The 25515-nt window shown below is 67.5% G+C and carries 28 protein-coding genes; 18 read left to right on the top strand and 10 right to left on the bottom strand.

Going from position 1 to position 25515, the window contains the following annotated elements; translation table 11 throughout:
• Position 1 precedes the first annotated feature (1 nt).
• On the bottom strand, positions 2-685 hold the full coding sequence (locus tag Ga0080574_RS19675) for a trypsin-like serine peptidase (RefSeq protein ID WP_076703516.1): 684 nt from the start codon (positions 683-685) through the stop codon (positions 2-4).
• Entirely contained in the window at positions 682-2238 is a 1557-nt protein-coding gene (locus Ga0080574_RS19680; RefSeq protein WP_076703518.1) for a pentapeptide repeat-containing protein, read from the bottom strand. Before Ga0080574_RS19680 ends, Ga0080574_RS19675 begins: the two co-directional genes overlap by 4 nt.
• 352 nt (positions 2239-2590) lie before the next feature.
• On the opposite strand from Ga0080574_RS19680, the gene yajC reads away from it, so the two are divergent.
• The 12 genes from yajC to Ga0080574_RS19740 all read left to right on the top strand — a co-directional run bounded on the left by yajC (position 2591) and on the right by Ga0080574_RS19740 (position 12598).
• Positions 2591-2878 carry a preprotein translocase subunit YajC gene (gene yajC / locus Ga0080574_RS19685; protein ID WP_076703520.1) on the top strand — a complete coding sequence of 96 codons (288 nt, stop codon included), beginning with the start codon at positions 2591-2593 and terminating at the stop codon, positions 2876-2878.
• Between the two features lie 28 nt (positions 2879-2906).
• On the top strand, positions 2907-4568 hold the full coding sequence (gene secD / locus Ga0080574_RS19690; RefSeq protein WP_076703522.1) for a protein translocase subunit SecD: 1662 nt from the start codon (positions 2907-2909) through the stop codon (positions 4566-4568).
• A gap of 1 nt (position 4569) precedes the next feature.
• Positions 4570-5541 (top strand): protein translocase subunit SecF, encoded by a 972-nt coding sequence (gene secF / locus Ga0080574_RS19695; protein ID WP_076703524.1) that lies wholly within the window; start codon positions 4570-4572, stop codon positions 5539-5541.
• Entirely contained in the window at positions 5534-6286 is a 753-nt protein-coding gene (locus Ga0080574_RS19700; RefSeq protein ID WP_076703526.1) for a sulfite exporter TauE/SafE family protein, read from the top strand. Before secF ends, Ga0080574_RS19700 begins: the two co-directional genes overlap by 8 nt.
• A 9-nt stretch (positions 6287-6295) precedes the next feature.
• On the top strand, positions 6296-6649 hold the full coding sequence (locus Ga0080574_RS19705; RefSeq protein ID WP_076703528.1) for an Mth938-like domain-containing protein: 354 nt from the start codon (positions 6296-6298) through the stop codon (positions 6647-6649).
• 159 nt (positions 6650-6808) lie between these two features.
• Positions 6809-7423, top strand: a complete 615-nt coding sequence (gene ccmA / locus Ga0080574_RS19710) for a heme ABC exporter ATP-binding protein CcmA (RefSeq protein ID WP_076703531.1) — start codon at positions 6809-6811, stop codon at positions 7421-7423.
• Positions 7420-8076, top strand: a complete 657-nt coding sequence (gene ccmB, locus Ga0080574_RS19715) for a heme exporter protein CcmB (RefSeq protein ID WP_076703533.1) — start codon at positions 7420-7422, stop codon at positions 8074-8076. The genes ccmA and ccmB overlap by 4 nt, the downstream gene beginning before the upstream one ends.
• 93 nt (positions 8077-8169) lie before the next feature.
• Positions 8170-9546, top strand: a complete 1377-nt coding sequence (trkA, locus tag Ga0080574_RS19720; protein WP_076703535.1) for a Trk system potassium transporter TrkA — start codon at positions 8170-8172, stop codon at positions 9544-9546.
• 3 nt (positions 9547-9549) lie between these two features.
• A complete protein-coding gene (locus Ga0080574_RS19725; protein WP_076703537.1) occupies positions 9550-11064 on the top strand; it encodes a TrkH family potassium uptake protein in 1515 nt (504 codons plus the stop codon).
• A 94-nt stretch (positions 11065-11158) separates the two neighbouring features.
• Positions 11159-11887, top strand: coding sequence for a heme ABC transporter permease (locus tag Ga0080574_RS19730; RefSeq protein ID WP_076703539.1), 729 nt, complete (start codon positions 11159-11161; stop codon positions 11885-11887).
• Positions 11884-12042 carry a heme exporter protein CcmD gene (gene ccmD / locus Ga0080574_RS19735; protein ID WP_198039749.1) on the top strand — a complete coding sequence of 53 codons (159 nt, stop codon included), beginning with the start codon at positions 11884-11886 and terminating at the stop codon, positions 12040-12042. The genes Ga0080574_RS19730 and ccmD overlap by 4 nt, the downstream gene beginning before the upstream one ends.
• Complete coding sequence (locus Ga0080574_RS19740) at positions 12035-12598, top strand: DsbE family thiol:disulfide interchange protein (protein ID WP_237219292.1); 564 nt, start codon at positions 12035-12037, stop codon at positions 12596-12598. Before ccmD ends, Ga0080574_RS19740 begins: the two co-directional genes overlap by 8 nt.
• A gap of 27 nt (positions 12599-12625) precedes the next feature.
• Here the strand turns inward: Ga0080574_RS19740 and Ga0080574_RS26745 are convergent, their stop codons facing one another.
• The 3 genes from Ga0080574_RS26745 to Ga0080574_RS19750 form a co-directional block, all read right to left on the bottom strand.
• Entirely contained in the window at positions 12626-12757 is a 132-nt protein-coding gene (locus tag Ga0080574_RS26745; RefSeq protein ID WP_257787897.1) for a hypothetical protein, read from the bottom strand.
• A 190-nt stretch (positions 12758-12947) separates the two neighbouring features.
• Positions 12948-13247 (bottom strand): FtsB family cell division protein, encoded by a 300-nt coding sequence (locus tag Ga0080574_RS19745; protein WP_076703541.1) that lies wholly within the window; start codon positions 13245-13247, stop codon positions 12948-12950.
• 515 nt (positions 13248-13762) lie between these two features.
• Positions 13763-14941, bottom strand: a complete 1179-nt coding sequence (locus Ga0080574_RS19750) for a phosphoglycerate kinase (protein ID WP_076703543.1) — start codon at positions 14939-14941, stop codon at positions 13763-13765.
• 135 nt (positions 14942-15076) lie between these two features.
• Between Ga0080574_RS19750 and Ga0080574_RS19755 the strand changes: the two genes are divergently transcribed.
• Together Ga0080574_RS19755 and Ga0080574_RS19760 are read left to right on the top strand one after the other, a co-directional pair.
• Positions 15077-15583: a peptidylprolyl isomerase gene (locus tag Ga0080574_RS19755; RefSeq protein WP_076703545.1), complete on the top strand. Its 507-nt coding sequence runs from the start codon at positions 15077-15079 to the stop codon at positions 15581-15583.
• A complete protein-coding gene (locus Ga0080574_RS19760; RefSeq protein WP_076703547.1) occupies positions 15576-16127 on the top strand; it encodes a peptidylprolyl isomerase in 552 nt (183 codons plus the stop codon). Before Ga0080574_RS19755 ends, Ga0080574_RS19760 begins: the two co-directional genes overlap by 8 nt.
• 155 nt (positions 16128-16282) lie before the next feature.
• On the opposite strand, the gene Ga0080574_RS19765 is transcribed toward Ga0080574_RS19760, so the two are convergent.
• On the bottom strand, positions 16283-17152 hold the full coding sequence (locus Ga0080574_RS19765; protein WP_076703549.1) for a GNAT family N-acetyltransferase: 870 nt from the start codon (positions 17150-17152) through the stop codon (positions 16283-16285).
• Between the two features lie 47 nt (positions 17153-17199).
• On the opposite strand from Ga0080574_RS19765, the gene Ga0080574_RS26300 reads away from it, so the two are divergent.
• Entirely contained in the window at positions 17200-17352 is a 153-nt protein-coding gene (locus tag Ga0080574_RS26300; RefSeq protein WP_198039750.1) for a hypothetical protein, read from the top strand.
• A gap of 146 nt (positions 17353-17498) precedes the next feature.
• On the opposite strand, the gene tyrS is transcribed toward Ga0080574_RS26300, so the two are convergent.
• Positions 17499-18749, bottom strand: coding sequence for a tyrosine--tRNA ligase (tyrS, locus tag Ga0080574_RS19770; RefSeq protein WP_076703551.1), 1251 nt, complete (start codon positions 18747-18749; stop codon positions 17499-17501).
• A gap of 64 nt (positions 18750-18813) precedes the next feature.
• On the opposite strand from tyrS, the gene Ga0080574_RS19775 reads away from it, so the two are divergent.
• Positions 18814-19902, top strand: a complete 1089-nt coding sequence (locus Ga0080574_RS19775) for an anhydro-N-acetylmuramic acid kinase (protein WP_237219293.1) — start codon at positions 18814-18816, stop codon at positions 19900-19902.
• Positions 19903-20042: 140 nt separating this feature from the next.
• A complete protein-coding gene (locus tag Ga0080574_RS19780) occupies positions 20043-21866 on the top strand; it encodes an ABC-F family ATP-binding cassette domain-containing protein (RefSeq protein WP_076703555.1) in 1824 nt (607 codons plus the stop codon).
• A 70-nt stretch (positions 21867-21936) separates the two neighbouring features.
• Here the strand turns inward: Ga0080574_RS19780 and Ga0080574_RS19785 are convergent, their stop codons facing one another.
• Positions 21937-23016, bottom strand: coding sequence for an AbrB family transcriptional regulator (locus Ga0080574_RS19785; protein WP_076703560.1), 1080 nt, complete (start codon positions 23014-23016; stop codon positions 21937-21939).
• A 107-nt stretch (positions 23017-23123) separates the two neighbouring features.
• On the opposite strand from Ga0080574_RS19785, the gene Ga0080574_RS19790 reads away from it, so the two are divergent.
• Positions 23124-24230 (top strand): acetoin utilization protein AcuC, encoded by a 1107-nt coding sequence (locus Ga0080574_RS19790; protein ID WP_076703562.1) that lies wholly within the window; start codon positions 23124-23126, stop codon positions 24228-24230.
• 30 nt (positions 24231-24260) lie between these two features.
• On the opposite strand, the gene Ga0080574_RS19795 is transcribed toward Ga0080574_RS19790, so the two are convergent.
• A complete protein-coding gene (locus tag Ga0080574_RS19795) occupies positions 24261-24935 on the bottom strand; it encodes a DNA alkylation repair protein (protein ID WP_076703564.1) in 675 nt (224 codons plus the stop codon).
• On the bottom strand, positions 24932-25483 hold the full coding sequence (locus Ga0080574_RS19800) for a pyridoxamine 5'-phosphate oxidase family protein (protein WP_076703567.1): 552 nt from the start codon (positions 25481-25483) through the stop codon (positions 24932-24934). The genes Ga0080574_RS19795 and Ga0080574_RS19800 overlap by 4 nt, the downstream gene beginning before the upstream one ends.
• Positions 25484-25515: the final 32 nt, after the last annotated feature.

The raw sequence follows: 25515 nt of genomic DNA on the forward strand, positions 1-25515 counted from the left end.
TTTAATCCGAGGTGTAGGGGGCGCCCCGCAGCAGCCGCGCGCGAACCCATTCATCCACCGGCACCGCCAGCGTATCGCCTTGCGCATAGGCAGTGACCACCGCTGTCACCTCCCATGCGCCCGGCCCGCCGCTCAGCACCGGCCCGCCGGAATTGCCGGGCCGCACCGGGCAGGCGATGCGCAGGAGCGCGTGGTCCTTGTGACCCTTGCAGTCGAACCGGCCCGAAAGCCGGTGCGGCCGGTGATCGTGATAGCCGATCAGCGCGAAGGGCGGGGCGAAACCGCTGCCGATGGGCAGCGGCGCGATGTCGAGCGGCTGGGCCAGAGTGACCAGCGCCAGATCGTGCTCGATATCGAGATGCAGGTTGTCATAGGCCCTGGGGTGCAGCTCATACCCCGCGACGGCGCTCTCCCCGGCATAATCGCCGCCGAGCCAGCCCGCGACGAAATGCAGGTTCTCCGCCCGCTCGGGCGTGCCGCCGGGGCCGGCGAGACAATGCGCGGCGGTCAGCACGGTATCGGGCGCGATCAGCGCCCCGGAACACATGCCGCGCCGGTTGTAGCCCTTGGTGTTGAGCCGGCCCACGGCCTGCCACTGAGAGTGGTCTGCAAGGGGCAGGGCGGGCAGATCCTGCGCGGTGGCTGGGGTGGCGAGGAGGAGGCAGAGCAGCGCGGCGCGGATCATTGCGGGTTGTCGGGGTCCATGCCCATCTCTTCGCGCATCCATTTGTGCCAGGCGGTTTCGAAGTCGCTCCAGTTGAGCTCTTCGTCTTTCCAGTGCCGGGGACGGCGCTCGCCCTCCGGCAGTTGCACGGTGCCATCGGCAAAGATCTCCTGCCAGAACGGCTGCAATTTTGCTATGGTGGTATCATCCACCGATCTCAGCGCAGCCCCTCGGAGAGTAGCGGCGCTGAGATTGGTGCGATCGTCCATCTTCGCCTCGCTGAGGATCGCCCCCTGCATCTGCGCCGCGCCGAGGTACGCCCCCTGCATCTGCGCCCAGCTAAGGTCCGCCCCCTGCATCTGCGCGTCGAAGAGGTTCGCGTTTCGCAAATCTCGCGAAGCCAGATCCCGCGATTTCAGGTTAATCAGATGCGCGTGCCAATAGCGCTCCCACTCGGATTCGAAGCTCCGGGCGCGTTCGGACAGCCGCGTTTGGCAGTCTTCTTCCGACGCGTCCGTACCGAATATTTCAGCGCAATACCTTGTTCGCTGCGCTTGCGCAGTCTTGTCGAGGTCGATTTCAGATTGCACGAGGGTTTCGCAAATCGGGCTTGGGACGCCGCGCTGTTCGCACCAGCGCCAGCGGTATGCCTCGTGTGCTTCGTTGAAGCCAAGCCAGCCCTCCGGCACATAGGACAGATCGACGCCAGAAAGCTGTGCCGGTGCAAGCGCGACGAGCGGGTGGCCCGGAATGTCATCGCTTATGGGGTGATTGTAGGCGAATGCGTCTTCTTCCTCCAGCCCGTCGTGTGCGGCCAAGGCTTCTGCGTCCAGCCGGGCATAGATTGTCCGGGCATAGGTGCTTGCGGGTTCGGCAGCGCGGAACCAGCCAAGTAGGCAGATTGTCACGAAAACGAGCGTGATCGCGGATCGCCATGCAATGCGAAGCGCCTTTGGCTCCTTTGCCTGCCAGTCGGGGCCTCGCTTGCCGTTCAGACGGCGCATCTGCCGCCAGCTCGCTTGGGCCATGTAGAGCGCTAGCAGAAGGCTCGCCCCGCATGCCCCGAGGGTCAGCCACGGGTCGTGCTTGGGCATGGAGCGCCACCAGAACCAGCCAAGCACGATGAGCGGTGCGGCGTAGGCCAGAAAGAAGCTGACAACCCAGACCAGCCAGCGCGCAGGACGGCGGCGCAGGGCGCCTTTGCGACTCATCAGCGCGTAATCTGTGATAAGCCAAGGCAGGACATGTTCGCCCAATGTCCGGATCCGGGGTTCCTTGAGCGCGTCGAACAGGGCCTCCCACAGTTTTAGTAGCTGGAGGTGGAAATAGATGAACAGCGCTGCTCCAAGAACGGGGGCGACATAGAAGAAGGTTTGGGTGGGGACCGAAACGTTGACGAGCGGCAGTTGGGTTTCGCGTTCGACAATGAAGAAATCCGCGTCCTGCACGCCGACGAGAGTCACGCCGACGAAAGCCATATAAGACAGCAGACCGAACCAGTTTGCTTTTGCGCCTCTGGTCAACACGTCCACCCGGTCGATCAGGGGCTGAAGGTTGGTTGGCAGTCCTGCCATTCTCATTCACCTCGTCAAATCATGACCGTTTTGCAGACGTCATATACAGAAACGCCGGCCCGGCCCCTCGTTACCGGGGCGAGCCTAGCCTGTCTCGGCCCGGTTGGAAAAGAGCCTCCCGCCCCGGGCTTGATCCGGGGCCTCATGGCCGACGCCGAGGCCCCGGGTCGAGCCCGGGGCGGGTGTGCGGGGGAGGGGCCGGATCGCGTCCGGGGCGGGACAGGCGGGGCGCGTCAGGCAGGCTTGCGTGAGCGGGGCCTCAGCCGCCTTGCATCCGCTACCGTTCGCACATAGGTTCCGCGCGACTTGCAAGGGGGGCCTCCCCCGCCACCATCCAACGAGGAGCCCGCCCATGGAAGGCAGCGCCATTGCCCAGTTCGTCCCGCTGATCCTGATCTTCGGGATCATGTATTTCCTGCTCATCCGTCCGCAGCAGAAGAAGGTCAAGGAACACCAGAAAATGGTGTCGGCGCTGCGCCGGGGCGATCAGGTGGTGACCCAGGGCGGGATCATCGGCAAGGTCGCGAAGGTCAAGGAAAACAACGAGGTCGAGATCGAGATCGCCGAGGGCGTCAAGGTCCGCGTCGTGCAGAACACCATCAGCCAGGTGCTCTCCAAGACCGAGCCGGCCGAAAGCTGATCTCTGACCGAAGAGGGCGCGCGTAAGCATGCTGCAAATCGATACCTGGAAGCGCGTCCTGATCTGGGCGCTGGTGGTCGCGGGGCTGGTGCTGGCGGCGCCCAACCTCTTCTATAACCGCGTCGAGACTCACAACGACGCCGTGAAAGCCATCGAGGCAAGCGGCGCCACGCCCGAACGCGAGGCGCAAGCGGCCGGGTGGCCGAGCTGGCTGCCCTCGGATCTGGTGAATCTCGGGCTCGACCTGCGCGGCGGCGCGCATCTGCTGGCGGAGGTCAAGGTTGCCGATGTCTATGCTGCGCGGATGGAGGCGCTCTGGCCGGATGTTCGCGACATCCTGCGCGATGCCCGCGACGAGGTCGGCACCGTGCGGCTGCAACCGTCGGAGCCCGGCACGCTGCGGGTGCGGATCTCCAACCCCGACGGCATGGAGCGCGCGCTGGAGCTGGTGCGCGGTCTGGCGCAGCCGGTGGTCTCGCTCACCGGCGCCGGTGCCACCGACCTGCAAGTGGCGGGCGAGGGCAGTGACGTTATAGTCACCTTCTCGGAGGCCGAAAAACAGGCCACCGACGAGCGCACCCTGCGCCAGTCGCTGGAGATCATCCGCCGCCGCATCGACGAGGTCGGCACGCGCGAACCCACGATCCAGCGCCAGGGCGCCGACCGGATCCTCATCCAGGTGCCGGGCATCGGTTCCGCCGCCGAGCTGAAGGAGATCATCGGCACCACGGCGCAGCTCACCTTTCAGCCGGTGATCAGCCGGTCCACCAACGCCAATGAAAGCCCCGGTGTGGGCAACGAGATCCTGCCGTCGCAGACCGAGGACGGCGTCTATTACATCCTCGAACAGGCGCCCGTTGTGACCGGCGAGGAACTGGTCGACGCGCAGCCTTCCTATGACCAGAACGGCCGCCCGGCGGTGAATTTCCGCTTCAACCCCTCGGGGGCGCGCAAGTTCGGCGATTACACCGCCGAGAATATCGGCTCGCCCTTCGCCATCGTGCTCGATGACGAGGTGATCTCGGCGCCGGTGATCCAGAGCCACATTCCCGGCGGCTCGGGCATCATCACCGGCAATTTCTCGGTCGAGGAAAGCACCAATCTCGCCGTGCTGCTGCGCGCCGGCGCGCTGCCCGCGGGCATGGAGTTCCTCGAGGAACGCACCATCGGCCCCGAGCTCGGGCAGGACAGCATCGAGGCGGGCAAGCTCGCCACCGGCGTGGCCTTTGCCGCCGTGCTGGTCTTCATGGTGCTGAGCTACGGGCTCTTCGGGCTCTTCGCCAATGTGGCGCTGATCCTCAATATCGCGCTGATCATGGGTATCCTGTCGCTGATCGGGGCGACGTTGACGCTGCCCGGCATCGCCGGCATCGTGCTGACGGTCGGCATGGCGGTGGACGCCAACGTGCTGATCTTCGAGCGCATCCGCGAAGAGCTGAAATCGGCGCGCGGCCCGGCCCGGGCCATCGAGCTCGGCTATGAAAAAGCCCTGTCGGCCATCGTCGACGCCAATATCACCACCTTCATCACCGCCGTGATCCTCTATGTCATGGGCTCCGGCCCGGTGCGCGGCTTTGCCATCACGCTGGGGCTCGGCATCGTGACCTCGGTCTTCACCGCGATCTGGGTGACGCGGTTGCTGCTGGTGATGTGGTTCGAACGCCGCCGCCCCCGGACTCTGGAGATCTGATATGCGCCATCTGAGACTGGTCAAGGACGGAACCGCGTTCGATTTCTTCAGGCACTGGAAGATGTGGCTCGGCATCTCGGCGTTCATGATCGTGCTGGCCATGGTCAGCTTTGGCCTGCGCGGGCTGAATTACGGCATCGACTTCCGCGGCGGCACGACGATCCGGACGGAGAGTACGCAGCCGGTGGATGTGGGCGCCTATCGCGACGCGATCTCGGCGCTGGGGCTGGGCGACAGCACCATCTCCGAGGTGTTCGACCCGAGCTTTGGCCCCGACCGCAATGTCGCCATGGTGCGCATCCAGGCACAGGACGATCAGGAGGCGGTCACCCAGGAGACCATCGCCGCGGTCGAGGGCGCGCTTCAGGAGATCGCGCCGGACATCCAGTTCGTCTCGGTGGAGAGCGTCGGGCCGAAAGTGTCGGGCGAGCTGATCCAGACCGCCTTTCTGGCCGTGGGCCTCGCGATCGCGGCGGTGCTGATCTATATCTGGCTGCGCTTCGAATGGCAGTTCGCGCTCGGCGCGGTGCTGGCGCTGGTGCATGACGTGCTGCTGACCATCGGCGTGTTCTCGGAAGTCGGCATCAAGTTCGATCTGGCGATCATCGCGGCGCTGCTGACCATCGTGGGCTATTCGCTGAACGACACGGTGGTGGTGTTCGACCGGGTGCGCGAGAACCTGATCAAGTACAAGAAACGCCCGCTGAAAGAGGTGCTGAACCTCTCGATCAACGAGACGCTGAGCCGCACGATCATGACCTCGCTGACCACGCTTCTGGCGCTGTTCTCGCTCTTCGCACTGGGCGGCGACGTGATCCGGGGCTTTGTCTTTGCGATGATCTGGGGCGTGTTCGTCGGCACCTATTCCTCGATCTTCGTGGCTTCGGCGATCCTGCTCTGGCTGGGCGTCAAGCGCGACTGGTCGAAACCCGAGGCGGAGGCCGAGGCCAAGGCGGCGGGCACGAGTGTCTGAGGCCTTCGCCCAGGCTCTGGCGGCGCCGGGGCTCTGGGCGATGCTGGCCACCTGCTTTGTCGCGGGCCTGGTCTATGGCTTTGCCGGCTTTGGCGCGGCGCTGGTCTTTATGCCGGTGGGAGCGATCTTTCTGCCCGTCGAGGCGGCCATTGCGTCCTTTAATATCGCGGCCATGGTCTCGGTCGTCACGGTGCTGCCGCGCGCATTGGGCGAGGTGAACCGCAAAGCGACCGGGCTCATGGTGCTTGCGGCGCTGCCGATGGTGGCGCTGGGGATCCGGGTGCTGAAGCTCGCGGATGTCACGGTGCTTCGCTGGGCGGTGGTCGGCGTGGCGGCAGTAACGCTGGTGGCGCTGGTGACCGGCTGGCGCTATCGCGGCGTGCCGGGGCCGGGCATGCGCGCGGCGGTGGCCGGTGCGACCGGCTTCGTCGGCGGTGCCACCGGGCTGCTGGGACCGGTGCTGATCCTTTTTCAACTTGCGGGGCAGGACAGCGTGGCGCGTTCGCGCGCAACGATCCTGGTCTTTCTCACCGTCACCTCTGTGTTGCTTTTGCCCCTCATGGCGATGCAGGGCGTGTTGACGCGTTCGGCCATCCCCCTTGGTCTTCTGATGCTTTTGCCCTATGGTTTGGGCACGAAAGTGGGCCAGGCGCTGTTTGATCCGGCACGGGAGGGGGAATACCGTGTCGTGGCCTACCTGATCATCGCGACGGCAATCGTGCTGGGATTGCCTGTGTGGGACTAGGGGACAACCATGCAGATGAATGAAATCAGCTTTGGCGGCGCTCAGCCGGTCGACGGTTACGGCCCGGGATTCTTCCGGGTCGGCGGGCGGCCTCTGGGCGGCGCGCTGTGCCTGTCGAGCGACGGCTGCCGCTCCTGGGGCGGGCTGGACGATGCCGAGGCGCTGCTGGCGCTGGCGGGCGATGTCGATGTGCTCTTCGTCGGCACCGGCGCCGAGATCGCACCGCTGCCGAAGCCGCTCCGCGAGCGGCTCGAAGCCGCCGGGCTCGGGGTTGAGGTGATGAACACGCCCTCGGCCTGCCGCACCTATAACGTCCTGCTGGGCGAGGGGCGCCGGGTGGCGCTTGCGGTGGTGCCGGTCTGAGAGGCCTGTGGCGGGGTCTGCTCGGGCAGGCCGGCGTGGCGCATCTGGCCAGGCTGCGATTTTTGAGTATTTGCAGAAAGATGAAAGCCGCAGGTGGGCGCGGGGGATGCGCGGTTTTGGCGCTTTCCCCACGGGCTTTGCTGCGGTAATGGCTCGGCCATGATGCTGAGCGTGCGCGATCTTGCGGTCTCCCGGGGCGGGGTGCCGGTGCTGGAAGGGGTGAGCTTCGATCTCGCCGCCGGCCGGGCGCTGGTGCTGCGCGGACCCAACGGTTCGGGCAAGACCACGCTCTTGCGCACCGTGGCCGGGCTGCAACCGGCGCATGAGGGCCGCATCGAGGGCGCCGGCGAGCGCATCGCCTATGCCGGCCATTCCGACGGGCTCAAGGCCATGCTGAGCGTCACCGAGAACCTGAGGTTCTGGGCGCAGGTCTTTGGCACCAAAGAGATTTCCGACGCGCTGCGCGATTTCGACCTGGAGGCGCTCAGCGACCGTCCGGCGGGCACGCTCTCGGCAGGGCAGAAACGCCGGCTGGGGCTGGCGCGGCTGATGGTGACCGGGCGCCCGGTCTGGGTGCTGGACGAGCCGACCGTATCGCTCGACGCGGCCTCGGTGGCGCTTTTCGCCGCTGCCGTGCGGCGGCATCTGGAGGCGGGCGGCGCGGCGCTTATGGCGACCCATATCGAGCTGGGGCTGGAAGAGGCCGAGATCTTCGACGTCACCCCCTTCAAGGCGGCGCCGCGCGCGGCGAAACAGGACGAGGCCTTTCTGTGATCGCGCTTTTGACACGGGATCTGCGGCTGGCGGTGCGCGCCGGCGGGGGCTTTGGCCTGGGGCTGGCGTTTTTCCTGATCGTCACCGTGCTGGTGCCCTTCGGCGTCGGTCCGGAAACCGGCCTGCTGGCGCGGATCGCGCCCGGCGTGCTGTGGATCGGCGCGCTGCTCGCCTGCCTGCTGTCGCTCGACCGGATCCTTGCGCTCGACTGGGAGGACGGCTCGCTCGATCTGCTGGCCACCGCGCCGCTGCCGATGGAGGGCATCGTCTCGGTCAAGGCGCTGGCGCACTGGATCACCACCGGGCTGCCGCTGGTTCTGGCGGCGCCGCTGCTGGGGGTGCTGCTGAGCCTGCCGCGCGATGGCTATCTCTGGCTGTTGGTCTCGCTGGCGCTCGGCACGCCGGCGCTCTCGGTGATCGGCACCTTCGGCGCGGCGCTCACGGTGGGGCTGAAGCGCGGCGGGCTGCTGCTGTCGCTGCTGGTGCTGCCGCTCTACGTGCCGACGCTGATCTTTGGCGCCGAGGCGGCGCGGCGCGGAGCGGAGGGGCTGGCGGTGCAGACACCGCTCCTGATGCTGGCGGGCATCAGCGCCGGGGTGATCGCGCTTTTGCCCTTTGCCAGTGCCGCCGTGTTGCGCATCAACCTGCGCTGAGCCGGGGCCGCCCGCGCGGCGCGCGGCAGGGCGTTGACCGCCCGGTGTCCGCATGTCATGCCACGGGAATAGCGGTCCAGGGATGAGAAGCGCATGAAGGTCATCATTTGCGGTGCGGGGCAGGTCGGCTGGCAGATCGCCCGGCATCTCTCGGGCGAGCGCAACGACGTCACCGTCGTCGACAACAACCCCGATCTGGTGCGCCGCGCCACCGACACGCTCGACGTGCAGGGGATCGCGGGCTTTGCCTCCTACCCGGATGTGCTCGACAAGGCGGGCGCGCGCGACGCCGACATGATCATCGCCGCCACCTATTCCGACGAGGTCAATATGGTGACCTGTCAGGTGGCGCATTCGATCTTTGCCATTCCGCGCAAGGTCGCGCGGCTGCGCTCGCAATCCTATCTGACGGCGATCTATTCCGATCTCTACCGCCGCGATCACATGCCCATCGACGTGGTGATCAGCCCCGAGAAAGAGGTGGCCGAGGCGGCGCAGCAGCGGCTCTCGGCCCCCGCCGCCTTTGACACAGAGCGGTTCCTGAACGGCGGCGCGCAGCTTCTCGGCCTCACCATCGAGGATGGCTGCCCCATCGTGAACACGCCGCTGCGGCAGCTCTCGGATCTGTTCTCGACCCTGCGCTCGGTCGTGGTGGGGGTGCGGCGCGAGGGGACATTGTTTGCACCCGAGCCGGGCGACCAGCTTTTCCCCGGCGATTCCTGCTACGTGATCGTGCACAAGGACGATATCCGCCGCACGCTGGAGATCTTTGGCAAGTCGCAGCGCAAGCAGGAGCGCGTGGTGGTGATCGGCGGCGGCAATGTCGGGCTGGCGGTGGCAAGCGCGCTGGAGGCCCGCACCGAGCGCATCCGCGCCAAGGTGATCGAGCGCGACCGCAAGCGCGCCGAGCGGGCGGCGGATGCGCTGGAGCGCACCATCGTGCTGCATGGCGACGGGCTGGATGCGGGGCTGCTGGCCGAGGCCGGGATCGACCGCGCCGACGCGGTGCTGTGTGTTACCGACGACGACAAGACCAACATGCTGGCGGCGGTGCGCGCCAAGGCGGCGGGCTGCCCCTTTGCCATCGCGCTGGTCAACGACCCGACCATGGTGCCGCTGATGGAGCCGCTGGGGGTCGATGCCTATATCAACCCGCGCGCCACCACCGTGAGTTCGATCCTGCGCCATATCCGTCACGGGCGGGTGCGCTCGGTCTATTCCATCGGCGATGCCGAGGCCGAGGTGATCGAGGCCGAGGTGCTCTCGACCTCCTCCATGGCCGGCAAGACCATCCGTGAGATCGACTTTCCCGAGGGTGTTCTGGTCGGCGCGGTGCGCAAGGGTGACAAGGTGGTCAAGATCACCGGCGGGCTGCGCATCGACGACGGCGACCGCATCGTGATCTTTGCCATGGCCAAGGATGTCGCGCAGGTGGAGCGGCTGCTCCAGGTCTCGATCGACTTTTTCTGAGCCATGGGAGCCCTTTACCGCCTGCCGCTCTTCCTGCTGCTCACCGGGCTCGCGAGTGCGTCGATGGTCCTGCCGGCGGTGGTGGCGCTGGCCGAGGAAGAGTTTCACGACGCGCGGGCCTTTTTCTATTCGGCGCTGGTGGGCATGGTGCTGACCGTGCTCATCGCCATCGCGCAGGCGACGCGGCGGCACAACCGTTCGGCCTCGCGGCAGCTCTTGGCGCTGATGGGGGCCTTTGTGCTGCTGCCGGCGGTGCTGGCGGTGCCGTTCCACGAGGCGCTGCGCACCACCACCTTTCTCAATGCCTTTTTCGAGATGGTGTCGAGCCTGACCACCACCGGCGCCACGCTCTTCGAGCCGTCGCGCCTGTCCTCGGCAGAGCATCTCTGGCGCGCGCAGGTCGGCTGGCTCGGCGGGTTGCTGATGTGGGTGGCGGCGGCGGCGATCCTGGCGCCGCTGACGCTGGGCGGGTTCGAGATCACCGCGCGCGGCGAACCGGGGCAGAGCGTCGATGCGCTGGCCGGGCGGCGCGACATGTCGGACCCGGCGCAGCGGCTGGGAGCGTCCTCGCGGATCCTGGTGCCGGTCTATGCCGGGCTGACGCTGGCGCTGTGGATCATGCTGCTGCTGGCGGGCGACCCGCCGCTGGTGGCGCTCAGCCACGCGATGTCGACCATGGCGACCTCGGGCATCTCGCCGGTGGGCGGGCCGATCAACGCGCCGAGCGGGCTTGCGGGCGAGATGATCATCTTCTGTTTCCTGTTCTTCGCGCTGTCGCGGCTGACCTTTTCCGGCGACACCGGCGCCTCCTACCGCCCCGGGCTGCGCGAAGACCCCGAGTTCCGCATGGGGCTTTCCATTGCCGCGCTGGTGCCGGCGGTGCTGTTCCTGCGGCACTGGATCGCGGCCTTCGATGTGGGCGGCGAGCAGAATCTCGAACTGGCGCTGCGGGCGCTCTGGGGCGGGGTGTTCACCGCGCTCTCCTTCCTGTCGACCACCGGTTTCGTCAGCGCCGACTGGGCCGAGGCGCAGGGCTGGTCGGGCCTGTCGACGCCGGGGCTGATCCTGATGGGGCTGGCGATTGTCGGCGGCGGCGTGGCGACCACGGCGGGCGGGGTGAAGCTGCTGCGGATCTATGCGCTCTATCTCGCCGGCAAGCGCGAGCTGGAGCGGCTGGTGCATCCCAGCTCTATCGGCCGCTCGGGCGTGATGGCACGGCGGATCCGGCGGCAGGGGGCGTTCATCGCCTGGGTCTTCTTCATGATGTTCGCCATGTCCATCGCGGTGTTCTCGCTGATCTTCGGCCTCTTCGGCATCGACTTCGAGAACGCCATGGTGCTGACCATCGCGGCGCTTACCAATTGCGGCCCGCTGATCCCGGCGGCGGCGGAGCTGCCGGTGGATCTGGCGGGGCTGAGCGCCGGGGCCAAGCTCACGGTCTGCGCGGCGATGGTGCTGGGTCGGCTGGAGCTGCTGGCCATTGTGGTGCTGCTGACGCCGGATATCTGGCGCGACTGAGCGCGGCCCGTCGCGCCCCTGCGGCAGGAGGCGTCATTGCGCCTGACGGAAATTTCAGGTGAAACCGGGCGATGTTTGCGATAGAGGCAGGGCCATGTCGATCTGGGAATATGCCAACCCCGTCAAATTCATCCGAACCACGGATATCGTGCTGCCGTGGATCTCGGCGGCGGCGGTGCTGTGCCTCGTGACCGGGCTGATCTGGGGGTTCTTCTTCACCCCCGACGATTACCGTCAGGGCTCGACGGTCAAGATCTTCTACATCCATGTGCCCGCCGCGATGATGGCGATCAACGCCTGGGCGATGATGCTGGTGGCGTCGCTGGTCTGGATCATCCGGCGCCACCATGTCTCGGCGCTGGCCGCCCGCGCCGCCGCCCCGGTGGGCGCCACCTTCACGGTGATCGCGCTGGCCACCGGTGCGCTCTGGGGGCAGCCGATGTGGGGCACCTGGTGGGCGTGGGATCCGCGCCTGACCTCGTTCCTGGTGCTGTTCCTGTTCTATCTCGGCTATATGGCGCTGTGGTCGGCGATCGAGAATGACGACACCGCCGCCGACCTGACCTCGATCCTCTGCCTCGTGGGTTCGGTCTTTGCGATCCTGTCGCGCTATGCGGTGCTGTTCTGGAACCAGGGGCTGCATCAGGGCGCCTCGCTGTCGCTGGACGCCGAGGAGAACGTCTCGGACGTCTACTGGTATCCGGCGCTGGTCTGCATCGCGGGCTTTGTGCTGCTGTTCATCGCGCTGGTCTTTCTGCGCACGCAAACCGAAATCCGCGCCCGCCGTGCGCGCGCGCTGCTGGCACGGGAGCGCCGGGCATGATGCCGGATCTGGGAAAATACGCCTTTGCGGTGCTGGCCTCCTACGGGGTCAGCCTGGGGCTGCTCGTCGTGCTGGTCGGGCTGAGCATCGCGCGCGCCCGCAAGGTGCGGGCCGAGCTTGCGAAAATCGAGGAACGGATCAAATCCAATGGCTGACACGCAGACCGGACCCAGGAAGAAGATCTCGCTGCTGATGATCCTGCCGCCGCTGATCTTTGCCGCCTTCGCGGTGATGGCCTATCTCGGCATGCAGCGCGGCGACACCAGCATTCTGCCCTCGACCTTCATCGGCCGTCAGGCCCCGGCGCTGCCGGAGGAGACGCTCGAAGGCTTCCCCTCGGTCGCCGATGCCGATCTGCGCAGCGGCGAGGTGACGGTGGTGAATTTCTGGGCCTCCTGGTGCCCGCCCTGCCGCGCCGAACATCCCCGGCTGCTGGAGCTTCAGGACGAGGGCGTGCGCATCGTCGGCGTGAACTTCAAGGACAAGGCCGGTGCCGCATCGGGCTATCTGGCGGAGGCGGAGTCGCCCTTTATCGGCGTGCCCTACGATCCGCAGGGGCGCACGGCGATCGAATGGGGGGTGACCGGCCCGCCCGAGACCTTCATCGTCGCGGGCGACGGCACGATCCTGCACAAGCATACCGGCCCGCTGGCCGGCACGCTCTATACGGATGTGTTCCTGCCCAAGCTGCACGAGGCGCTCGGGCGCTGACCCGGTCGGGGTGCCGCAGAAATCTCCTCAGAGATCGCAGGGCGTGCTGATCTCGGTGTTGCTCGCATCGCAGCTCGGTGGCTGGCCATGTGCGGCATAGGCGCCGAACACGGCCAGAACGGCAAGTGCGGCGGCCTGGAGGATGGTGAGGGTTTTCATTCTGCTGCCTCGGGGATTTTTGTTGTTTTTGCTCGTCTCGTGACAGAAATGTGCGCCGCGCCCGGGCTTTTTCAAGCCTGAGAAATGTGGCGGGCGCGCTGTGGCACCCCGTCTGGCGGAGAGTTGCGCAGCAAAGCGGCGGTGGGGCGGATTTCCGCGCGTCAGAGCGGCGAATTGCGAAGAAGGCGGCTCAGCGCACCACGATCTCGTCGGCGCGCATCAGGCCCAACACATCGCGGGCCTGCTGATCGAGCAGATCGAGATCGAGATAATCGTCCGACAGGCGCCGCGTCAGGTTTTCCATGCGCGCCACCTCGGTTTCGAGCGTGTCGAGCTCGGCGGCGAGCCGTTCGCCCTCGACCTCGATCTCGGCGCGGCGGAACAGCCCGAAATCGCCCTGCACGGCGGCAAAGACGAAATACCCCGAAAGACTCAGGGTGATGGCCGCGTAGATCACGACTCCGAATGCGGGTTTGCGCCTTGCGCTCATGGGGTGCGCTCTTGCTCTGCCTTGTCAGCCGCATCTCTGGCGGATGCGTGACAGGGACTATGCCACAGGTGATTCGCGAAGGGAATCCCTCCTGGCAGCGCTTGCGGTGAAAAACTTCGTGACCGTGGTGGCAGGAAAACCCGGCGAGGGCGTTGGACTGGCCAAGAGGGGATGGGCAGGGATTAGGTGCCCGCCAGCGCGCCGGAGGTTCACTTTGGAAAACGTGAGACACAAGCCGCGTCATCGACGGGCTGCGGGCTGGCGGCCCGACAGATAGATCCTCTCGATTTATCCCGGCCAAATCCGAAGGACCTCGCAACGATACGCGGACGTCGGCAAATCGCCGGCCCGGGGGGCGGCCCGTCGATGGCGCGGCGGCTTCGCCTTGTTCCGCGCCGGGGCAACGCTCAAAAAGTTGCGGAAACAGGACCGGCGTTTTCCGAGGGAAGCGACGGTGAGCAGATCTGCCCACCGTCTACCGGTATTGGGAATCGCTGGCGACCGTGTGGACCGGCTCAGCCCAGGGCGGCGACGCCGGGCAGGACCTTGCCTTCCATCCATTCCAGGAAGGCGCCGCCGGCGGTGGAGATATAGGTGAAATCCTCCGCCGCGCCGGCCTTGTTGAGCGCCGCGACCGTGTCGCCGCCACCGGCGACCGAGACCAGCTGACCATGCGCCGTGGCAGCCGCCGCGTGGGCGGCCGCGGCATTGGTGGCCGCATCGAAGGGCGCGATTTCGAAGGCGCCGAGCGGGCCGTTCCAGATCAGCGTCTCGGCCTTGTCGATGGCGGCCTTGACCGCCTCGACGCTGTCGGGGCCGGCATCGAGGATCATCGCATCGGCGGGGCAGGCATCGGCGGGCACGGTTTCGGAGGGGGCGTTTTCGCGGAATTCGCGCGCCACGACCACATCGCCCGGCAGCAGGATCTCGCAGCCGGCGGTTTCCGCTTTGGCGATGATCTCCTTTGCGGTGCCGGCCATCTCGTGCTCGCAAAGCGATTTGCCGACATCGATTCCCTTGGCGGCGAGGAAGGTGTTGGCCATGCCGCCGCCGATCACCAGCAGATCGACCTTTTCCACCAGATTTCCCAGCAGTTCCAGCTTGGTGGAGACCTTGGCGCCGCCCACGACCGCCAGCACCGGGCGCTTCGGCGTGCCGAGCGCCGCGTCGAGCGCTTCCAGCTCGGCCTGCATCAGCCGGCCGGCGCAGGCCGGCAGCAGATGCGCCAGCGCCTCGGTGGAGGCATGGGCGCGGTGCGCCGCCGAGAAGGCGTCGTTGCAGTAGATATCGCCAAGCGCGGCATAGCGTTTCGCCAGCTCCGCGTCGTTCTTTTCCTCGCCCGGCTCGAAGCGGGTGTTCTCCAGCAGCACCACCTGGCCGGCATCGCAGGCGTCGATCACCACCTCGGCCTCGTCCAGCGTGGCGAAATGCACCTTGGTGCCAAAGGCCGCCTCGATCGCGGGCACCAGCATCTTCAGCGACATCTCGGGCACCACCTTGCCCTTGGGCCGGCCGAAATGCGCCAGCAGCACCGGCTTGCCGCCGCGCGACAGGATGTCCTGCACCGTGGGGCCGACGCGCTCGATGCGGGTGGCATCCGTCACTTCGCCGTTTTCCACCGGAACGTTGATGTCGACACGGGTCAGCACGCGCTTGCCGTCCAGGTCCATGTCGTCGAGGGTCTTCCAGGCCATACTGTCCTCCTGCACATTCGTTGCCAAAGGTCTGCCCCGAAGGGCCGGCGGCGTCAATGCACGCGCGTCCCTTGGCAATCGCGCGGTGGCGGATTAAGTCGGAGACAAGCTTTAGGCGCATAGGAGAGACGCGACATGGCCGAGATCAAGGACCCCGAGAACACGATCCTCATGGAGCTGAAGGGCGGCACCGTGACGATCGAACTGCTGCCCGACGTGGCGCCGAAACATGTGGAACGGATGAAGGAGCTGGCGCGCGCCGGTGCCTATGACAATGTCGCCTTTCACCGGGTGATCGAGGGGTTCATGGCGCAGACCGGCGACGTGGCCCACGGCAATATGGAACAGGATTTCAACCTGAGCCGCGCCGGCACCGGCGGTTCGGACCTGCCCGACCTGCCGGCGGAGTTCTCGAAACTGCCGCATGACCGGGGCACGCTGGGCGCGGCGCGCTCGATGAACCCGAACTCGGCGAATTCGCAGTTCTTCATCAATTTCAAGGACAACCACTTCCTGAACGGGCAGTACACCGTCTATGGCCGGGTGGTCGACGGCATGGCGCATGTGGATGCGATCACCCGCGGTGAGCCGCCGGCGGAGCCCGACCGCATGGTCAGCGTGAAAGTGGCCTCCGATGCGTAGTCTCGTCGCCGGCCTCTTCTGCGTTCTGGCCGCGCCGCTTTCGGCGGCGGGGCTGGACGTGACCGTCGAGGGCGAGGGAGCGAATGGCAGCTTCCATATCGAGCTTTTCGACGACGTGGCACCGCAGCATGCAGAGCGGATCACGACGCTGGCCGAGCAGGGCGCCTATGACGGGGTGGTGTTCCACCGCGTGATCGAGGGCTTCATGGCGCAGACCGGCGACGTGCAATACGGCAAGCGCGGCGGCGACATGCGGCTGGCGGGCACCGGCGGCTCGGACCTGCCGGACCTGCCGGCGGAGTTCTCCGACCGGCCCTTCACCCGGGGCGCGGTGGGCATGGCGCGCTCGCAGAACCCGAATTCGGCGAATTCGCAGTTCTTCATCATGTTTGCCCCGGCGCCGCATCTGAACGGGCAATATACCGTTGTCGGCGAGGTGACCTCGGGCATGGATGTGGTCGACGCGATCAAGCGCGGCGCCGGGCGCAACGGCGCCGTGGTCGGCGCGCCCGACGTGATGGTCTCGGTCGAGGCGACCGACTGAGCGGGGCGCGTCCGTGCCGGGCGCGCGCAGGGTTTGCGCCCCGCCGCCTGCGGCGGCCGGGCGCCGCGGGAGGAGGGCGCTGCCCTCCTCTTGGCCCCCGAGGGGGCCAATTCACCACCCGGGATATTTTCAGCCAATGGAAACGCCTGTTGTGTTCAGGCGGCGAGCCGCGCTGGCAGATGGCGGGCGAGGGGCGCGAGCGCGCCCATACGCAGCCAGGTGCCGCCCAGCCGGTGCGCGGAGGCGCCGCTGCGCAGCTTGAACCGGGCGAGGCCGGGGGCGTCGTCGGAATTCAGCATGCCGAGATCGAGCAGGTCGTGGCCGTGGCCGGCCAGCCAGCGCATCGCCTGCCAGAGCAGGGCGTTCATGGCGCCGAGGCGGCGGCCCTCCGTCAGCGTGACGCCGATCTGCCAGCTTGCCATGCGACCGTGGCGCAGCACCGCGATGGCGGCGACCGGGCTGCCCCTGTGGCGCGCTTCCCAGATCAGCGCCTTGCCGGGATTGGCGCGGGCGAAGGCGGCGATGAGCCCGGGCGGCAGGGCGCGGTAGCGGCGGGCGCTTGCCTGGCGCGCCTCGGCCTCCAGCAGCCAGTGGTTGCCTGAGAGCGGCAGGCGGGAGATCTTCAGCCGGTGCCGCGTCGCGCGGTTGAGCTGGTTGCGCCATTTCTGGTGCATCGCGGCGCGCATCGCGTCTTCGGATCCGAGCGGCAGCAGCGCCAGGGTCGCCGGGGTGAGCAGCGGCCAGAAGCCGCCCGCGCGCAGCGTCGCGGCCGCGATGCCGTCGGCATTCAGCAGCAGCGGTACGCCGGGGCGGCGGCAGCGTGTGAGTGCGGCATCAAGATCCGCGGGATCGCGCGCCACCGGGCCGCGCGAGAGCAGATCGACCGCGCCCAGCACCGGCAGGCGGCGCGACTGGACCTGCCAGGCGACACTGTCTGCATGCGCGCCGCGCAGAGCGATCCCCAGCATCCGCAGGGTGCGGGCATATTCCGGCGATTGCGGCAGCGGCAGGCGAAGCGGGTCCATGATCTGGATTAAGGATCTGGAAAGTGAATCCGTGGTTAATTTCTGCCATGGCACAGATTCGTTCCCCGCGCCGTGAGGCGCCCCGATCCATCGCCGCCGTGGCGCCCCGTCCGAAACCCACCGCTGCTGCGGCGCTGCTGCTGGCCACTGCGCTGTCGCTGCCATTCGTGGTGCTGGGGCTGTTGCAGGCGGTGTTCTGAGGCGGTGCCAGAAACCGGGCGTCCCCCATCGGGCGCGAGGCCCCGGATCGGGTCCGGGGCGGGAGGCCGTTGGGGCAGGGCCCGGGTGGGCAATCCTGCCCACCGCTCCTCCTGCCCACCGCTCCTGATGTCCTGGGCGAGAGATCCTAGGCGAGCTTCACCAGCGCGTGGCGCTTCTTGCCCGCCGAGAGCTTGACCGGCGCGGCCAGCGCGCCCGCGTCCAGCATCAGCCCGGCATCGGTGAGCGGCGCGTCGTCGATCCGCGCGCCGTTCTCGGCGATGAGGCGCTTGGCCTCCTTGCCGGATTTCGCCAGCCCCGCCCGCACGATGACCTGCACGATGGAGATGCCGGTGCCGATCTCTTCCGCCGTGAGTTCCAGCGTCGGAAGGTCGTCGCCCACGCCGCCCTTCTCGAAGACCTCGCGCGCGGTGGCTTCCGCCGCCGCCGCCGCCTCGGCACCGTGGCAGAGCGTGGTCACCGCGTTGGCCAGCGCGATCTTGGCTTGGTTGATCTCGGAGCCGGCCAGCGCGCCGAGGCGTTCGCACTCGTCGATATCCATCTCTGTATAGAGCTTGAGGAAACGGCCCACATCGGCATCGGTGGTGTTGCGCCAGAACTGCCAGAACTCGTAGGGCGAGCGCATATCGGCATTCAGCCAGACCGCGCCGTCCTGCGATTTGCCCATCTTCTTGCCGTCCGAGGTGGTCAGCAGCGGCGAGGTGAGTCCAAAGATCTCGGTATCGAGCACCCGGCGGGTGAGGTCGATGCCGTTGACGATATTGCCCCACTGGTCCGAGCCGCCCATCTGCAGGACGCAGCCGTAACGGCGGTTCAGTTCGAGGAAATCATAGGCCTGGAGGATCATGTAGTTGAATTCCAGGAAGCTCAGCGACTGCTCGCGGTCGAGCCGCGATTTCACCGATTCAAACGACAGCATCCGGTTGACCGAGAAATGCCGCCCGATATCGCGCAGGAAGTCCAGATAGTTGAGCCCGTCGAGCCATTCGGCGTTGTTGAGCATCAGCGCCGGATTGCCGTCTTTCTCGTAGTCGACATATTTGGCAAAGACCTGCTTGATCCCGGAAATATTGTCGTCGATCTGATCGGGCGTCAGCAGCGGGCGCTCGTCGGCGCGAAAGCTCGGATCGCCCACCTTGGTGGTGCCGCCGCCCATGAGGGTGATCGGCTGATGACCGGTCTTTTGCAGCCAGCGCAGCATCATGATCTGGATGAGCGAGCCCACATGCAGCGATTTGGCCGTGGCGTCGAACCCGATATAGCCCGGCACCACCCCCTTGGTCAGCGCCTCGTCGAGGCCCTGATAATCGGTGCAATCGGCAAGAAAGCCACGCTCGATCATGACTTGCATGAAATCCGATTTGGGATGGTAGGTCATGGGGTATCCCTCATATAGTTCAGGGGTTCCTATAAGGGTGGGGCGAGCAGAGGTGAAGGGTAAGTTGACGGAAGCGCCGGTCTGGGCGCTGGGGTCGATGTCGGGCACATCGCTCGACGGGGTGGACGCGGCATTGGTGCTGACCGACGGCCACAGGATTTTCGAATTCGGAGAGAGCGGCTATCGGCCTTATACGCCGGATGAGCGCGCGGTGCTGAAAGCGGCGCTGGGGCGCTGGCAAGAGGACGACGTCTCCGAGGCGCTGGCGGTGGTGCAGAGGGCGCATGAGGAGCTGCTGGCGCGGTTTCCGCAGGCGCAGCTCGTGGGGTTTCACGGCCAGACGCTGGCGCATGAGCCGCAGGGGCGGGGCACGCATCAGCTCGGCGATGGCGACGCGCTGGCCGAACGGCTGGGGCGTGACGTGGTCTGGGATTTCCGCTCGGCGGATGTGGCGCTCGGCGGCGAGGGTGCGCCGCTGGCGCCGTTCTTCCATTTCGCCTGTGCGCAATGGATGAAGGCGCGCGAACCGGTGGCCTTTCTCAATCTCGGCGGGGTCGGCAACCTGACCTGGGTCGATCCGCTCTGGCCGAAACCCGAGGTCGAGGGCGCGCTGCTGGCCTTCGACACCGGCCCGGCGAACGCGCCGCTGAACGATCTGGTGGCCGAGCGGCTGGGGCTCGATTGCGACCGCGACGGCGCGCTGGCATCGCGCGGGCGGGTCGTGGAAGGGGCGCTGGAGCTGTTCCTGGAAGAGGCCTATTTCCGCAAGATGCCGCCGAAATCGCTTGATCGGGACGATTTCGCGCTGATGCTGGATCTGGTGCGCGAGCTCTCCGATGCGGACGCGGCGGCGACGATGACGGCGATGGCCGCGGCGGCGGTGATGCAGGGGCTGGAGCATTGCCGCAACCAGCCGTCGCGGCTGCTGGTCACCGGCGGCGGGCGCAAGAATCCGGTGATGATGGCGATGCTCGCGGCGGGGCTCGACTGCCCGGTGGAGCCGGTGGAGGCGGTCGGGCTCGACGGCGACATGCTCGAGGCGCAGGCCTTTGCCCATCTCGCGGTGCGGGTGATGCGCGGGCTTCCGATCTCGGCGCCGGAGACGACGGGCGTGGCGGCTCCGGTGAGTGGCGGGCGGATCAGCCGGGTTTGAAGCGGGCGAGGGCGGCGGCGCGCTGCGGCCCGCCTCGCGTAGGGTGGGCAGTCCTGCCCACCTCACGCCAACCGCCAAGCGCACACTCCCGCAGTAACCGCCCCTTGACGCGCCCGGCCTCCCGACATAGCGCATCGGACATGGCACAGGCACCGCTTCTCCAACTCTCCGACATCTCGCTCACCTTCGGCGGCGAGCCGGTCTTTTCCGGCCTCTCGCTCAATGTCCAGCCCGGCGACCGCGTCGCGCTGGTGGGTCGCAACGGCTCGGGCAAATCCACGTTGATGAAGGTCATGGCCGGGCTCGTGGAGTCCGACACCGGCACCCGCGTGGTCCCCGCCGGCACCAGCGTCGGCTATATGGAGCAGGAGCCGGATCTGAGCGGTTTCGAGACGCTGGGCGACTATGCGGCCGAGGGGCTGGGACCGGCGGAGATGTATCTGGTCGAGGCCGCGGGGCAGGGGCTGGGCTTCGATCCGGCGCGTCCGGTCGCCACCGCCTCGGGCGGCGAGCGGCGCCGTGCGGCGCTGGCCCGGCTGATGGCGCAGGATCCGGATGTGCTGCTGCTCGACGAGCCCACCAACCACCTTGATATCGCCGCGATCCAGTGGCTGGAAAGCGAACTCAAGGGCACCCGCAAGGCCTTTGTCCTGATCAGCCACGACCGGCGGTTCCTTGAGGAGCTGACCCGCGCGACGCTCTGGATCGACCGTGGCGCCGTGCGGCGGCATGAGCAGGGCTTCCGCGCCTTCGAGGAATGGCGCGACAAGATCTGGGCCGAGGAAGACGAGGCGCGCCACAAGCTCGACCGCAAGATCAAATCCGAAGCGAAATGGGCGGTCGAGGGCATCTCGGCCCGGCGCACCCGCAACCAGGGCCGGGTGCGCGCGCTGAAGGCGCTGCGCCAGGAGCGCGCCGGCATGATCCGGCGGCAGGGTGTGGCGGCGATGGAGCTGGCCTCGGCACCGACCTCCGGCAAGAAGGTGATCGAGGCGCAGGGCATCGCCAAGGCCTTTGGCGACAAGACCATCGTGTCGAATTTCTCGATCACCGTGCAGCGCGGCGACCGGGTGGCCTTTGTCGGGCCGAACGGCACCGGCAAGACGACGCTGATCCGCATGCTGATCGGCGAGCTGGCACCCGATGACGGCCTCGTCAAGCTCGGCACCAATCTCGTGCCGGCGGTGTTCGACCAGTCGCGCGCCCAGCTCGATCCGGACATGAGCCTCTGGGAAAGCCTCACCGGCGACAAGGAGATGCGGGTCTCGGGCAAGGCCGATCAGGTGCTGGTGCGCGGCGAGCCGCGCCATGTGGTGGGCTATCTCAAGGATTTCCTCTTCGACGAACGCCAGGCGCGGGCGCCGGTGCGCTCGCTCTCGGGCGGCGAAAAGGCGCGGCTGCTGCTGGCCAAGCTGATGGCGAAGGAAAGCAACCTGCTGGTGCTGGACGAGCCGACCAACGATCTCGATGTCGAGACGCTGGACCTGTTGCAGGATCTGCTGGGCGAGTACGATGGCACGGTGCTGATCGTCAGCCACGACCGCGATTTCCTCGACCGCATCGCCACCACGACCATCGCCATGGAGGGCGATGGCCGCGCCGTGGTCTATGCCGGCGGCTGGAGCGATTATCAGGCGCAGAAGGCCGAGACCGCGCCCGCCGCTGCCAAACCCGTGAAACCGGCGAAGGAGGAGGCGGCGAAGGCGAAACCCGCGCCGAAACCGCAGGCGCCGGGGCTGAGCTTTACCGAAAAGCACCGGCTGGAGGAGCTGCCCGGGGTGATCGCGCGGCTGGAGGCGGAGATCGGCAAGCTCGAGCAGCTGCTGGCCGATCCCGAGCTCTTCACCCGCGAGCCGGTGAAGTTCCGCAAGGCCACCGAGGCGCTCACCGAACGGCAGGAGCGGCTCGCGGCGGCGGAAGAGGAATGGCTGGAGCTCGAGGAAAAGGCCGAAGCGGCGGGCTGACCGCCGGGCCGGGCGCGCAAGAGTTTTCGAAAACTCTTGCAACGTCCTTCGAAGGACGTTGCGGGCGGCCTCAGCCCTCGGACAGGTTCACATGCCGTTCGGCGAGGCTCATGAAGCCCACGGTGAACAGGATCCGCACCACATGGTGCAGGCTCACCAGCGCCGGGTTGGCGGCGAGGCTGAGCGCCACCACCGACATCTCGGTCACGCCACCCGGCGAATAGGAGATCATCAGCAGCAGGAAGGGCACGCCGGTGACATGCGCCAGCACCGTGGCAAAGCCCGCCCCCAGCAGCAGCATGAACAGCACCGAGGTCACGCTCAGCCCCAGCGACCGGCGCAGCATCGCCAGGCTGATGCCGGAAAACCGCATCCCCAGCGACACGCCCACCACCACCTGCGCACCGGCGATCAGCCAGAACGGCAGGTGCAGGTCCACGAGCCCGGTTGCGGTCAGCGCCCCCGAAAGCAGCAGCGGCCCGGTGATCTGCGCCGCCGGCAGGCGGATCACCTGTCCGAGCGCCAGCCCGGCCGCCGCGGCGATCACGATCAGCACCAGCGCCAGCGGTGTCACGGGCTCTGCCGCGCTGCCGCCGAACCCCGCCGCGCTGCCCACCGGATGCCCCACCCAGAGCGACAGCGCCGCCGGCACCAGCGTCACCACGAGGATGATCCGCAGGAATTGCTGCACCGTGAGCTGCGCCGGATCGGCCCCGGCGCGCTCGCCCATCACCAGGCTCTCCATCAGCCCGCCCGGCGTGCCGGAATAATAGGCGGTGGCGCGGTCGAACCCGCCGAGCCGCCGGTAGATCAGGTAATTGCCGCCATGCGCCAGCATCACGAAAACCGCCAGCATCGCCAGCGTCAGCAGCATGTCGCCCGCCACGTCCAGCAGCTCGGGCTTGACCTGCGTGCCGATCATCACCCCGATCAGCCCGATGCAGAGCGTGCGGAACCGCATGGGAAAGCTGTAATCGCGCAGCGCCCCGTCCTGGAAAAGCGCGATGGCAAGCCCCGAGCTCGCCAGACTGCCCAGCATGAAGGGCATCGGCAGGTGCAGCGCCTTGGCCAGCAGGCCGCTCAGCCCGCCGCAAGCGAGCAGCAGAATGGTCAGACCGATGGTGCGGAGGGTCAGCGTGGCGCCAAACATGGCGCGACATAAGCGGAAGCGCGCGGGATGTGCAACGGGCCCCGAGCGTTTTCCGCAGCGCCTGTGTTGCGCTTTCCGCCGGTGCCGATCCGCCCTAGATAAGCCCCATGCAACGCGCGTTTTTCATCGGTTCCGAGATCTATCGCGGCTCGCGCTACGGCGCCCGCCATCCGCTCTCCATCGAGCGGGTGCCGGCGGCGACCGATCTCGCCCGCCTTCTGGGCTGGCTGCCGTCACGGCTCTACCGCACCAGCCCCCGCGCGCGCCCCGCCGCGCTCACGAGCTTTCACAGCCCCGCCTATGTCGCGGCGCTTCAGGCGGCGGAGGCGTCGGGCGCTGTCAGCGACGCGATCCGCGAGCGCCACGGGCTCGGCACTCTGTCGAACCCGGTCTTTCCCGAGATGTACCGCCGCCCGGCCACCGCCGTGGGCGGCGGGCTGCTCGCTGCCGAGCTGGTGATGTCGGGGCAGGTCCGCGCGGTCTACAATTCCGGCGGCGGCACCCATCACGCCCTGGCTGACCGCGCCGCCGGGTTCTGCTTTCTCAACGAGCCGGTGCTGACCATCCGGCACCTGCTGCGGCTCGGTGCCCGCCGTGTCGTCTATGTGGATATAGACGCCCATCACGGCGACGGGGTGGAGATCGCCTTTCACGGCTCCTCGCAAGTGCGGGTGATCTCTCTGCACGAAGACCGGCGCTGGCCCTTCACCGGCGCGCTTGCCGATACCGGCGGTGGCGCGGCCTTCAACCTGCCGGTGCCGCGCGGCTTCAACGACAGCGAATTCACCTACGCGCTGGAAGAGCTGATCCTGCCCGCCGTCGAGGGGTTTGCGCCCGACGCCGTGTTCCTGCAATGCGGCGCCGACGCGCTCACCGAAGACCCGCTGTCGCGGCTAACGCTCTCCAACAACAGCCATTTCCGCGCGGTCGCGGCGCTCTTCGCGCTGGCGCCGCGCCTGATCGTCTCGGGTGGCGGCGGCTACAACCCGTGGTCGGTGGCGCGCTGCTGGGCCGGGGTCTGGGCGACGCTCTCGGGACAGGATCTGCCCGACGCGTTGCCCGAGCCCGCCCGGACGCACATGCGCGGGCTCAGCTGGGCGCGCAAGGGCCGTCCGGCGCCCGAGCTGCTCGCCACCCTGCGCGACGCACCGCGCGACGATCCGATCCGTGACGAGATCCGCGCGGGCATCGCGCATCTGCGCCAGCGGCTCTGATCCCTATTTCGGGAAACCCCGAAATACCGCTCAGAGATATTTCGAGGCTTCGCGAAGCGCGAAAGGCTTCATGCGTGGCCCATGGGTCTCCAGAAAGGCCCGGGTGCGCGCCACATCGTGTTTCGACAGATCGCGCAGCCACCAGGCCACCGCCTTCTGGATGAACCAGTCGCGGTCAGGCACATAGCCCGCCGCCCAGCCGAGCACCCGGTCGCGGATCGCCAGATCCGCCTCGGTCGGGTGGTTCATGCGCGCCCAGGGCAGGGTGATCACCAGCGCCGCCCGGCGCGTCCACATCAGCGGGCTCTGGGTCCAGCTCTCGATCCCGGCGACCCGGCTGCGATCCGCCGTCAGCCGCCGCTGCCCGGCCTGACAGGCGTGATCGGCGATGGCCCAGCTGTCAAAGCTTGGCACCCAGCTCCGGATCAGCGCCCAGACCGCATCGTCGGGCCGGATCCGCGCCTGTGTCAGCAGCTTGGCCGCCGCCACGCGCGCCTCGTAGATATCGGTCTGCCAGAGCCCATCCGCCAGCGCCACGCGCGCCGGCACATCCAGGCTCTGCCGCCAGGCGCGGGTGAGATCGTTGAGCACCGGGGTCGGCACGCCGAGATAGCGCCGGTCGACCTTGTGATAGGCGCGCATCTCCTCGGCCTTGCCGGGGATCGCCCCCGCCGCAATCTCCGCCAGCGCGTCGTCCGGTGTCATGTGGCGTCAGCCTCGATCCCGGTGGGGGCACCGTCGAGCGTTGCCGCGTTCTTCTCCGCCCAATAGGCGCGCAGCCCGTCATAGCCCTTGGTCTCGGCCCAGCGGCGCAGCGTGTCGCGCTCGCCGGCGAATTCCATATAGGGCACCGCATAGCCGCAGGAATTCTGCACCAGCTCCACCGCGATCTCGCAGATCTGCCGCGCGCCGGGCAGGTCGGGAAAGAGATCCAGCATCTCGCCCCAGCCGGGATCGCTGTGCTGGATCATCCGCGCGGTGCCATAGGCGCGCAGGATCAGCGGACGCTTTTCGAAACCGCACCACATCAGCGTGATCCTGGGATCCTGCAACAGATGCCCCGCGGTCTCGTTGCCCGAGCCGGTGAGATTCAGAAAGGCGATCCGGTTCGGCCCCAGCACCCGCAGCGTGTCCATGCCCTTGGGGCTGACATTGACCCGCCCCGTGGGCGCGGCGGAGCCGACGAAGAACATGTGCTGCGCCTCGATAAAGGCGATGTGCTCCTCGCTCAGCGCGTCGAACTGTTTTGCCATACCAAACTCCGAAAGACATGCTGCGCCGCAGA

Source organism: Salipiger abyssi (assembly GCF_001975705.1).
Taxonomy (GTDB): domain Bacteria; phylum Pseudomonadota; class Alphaproteobacteria; order Rhodobacterales; family Rhodobacteraceae; genus Salipiger; species Salipiger abyssi.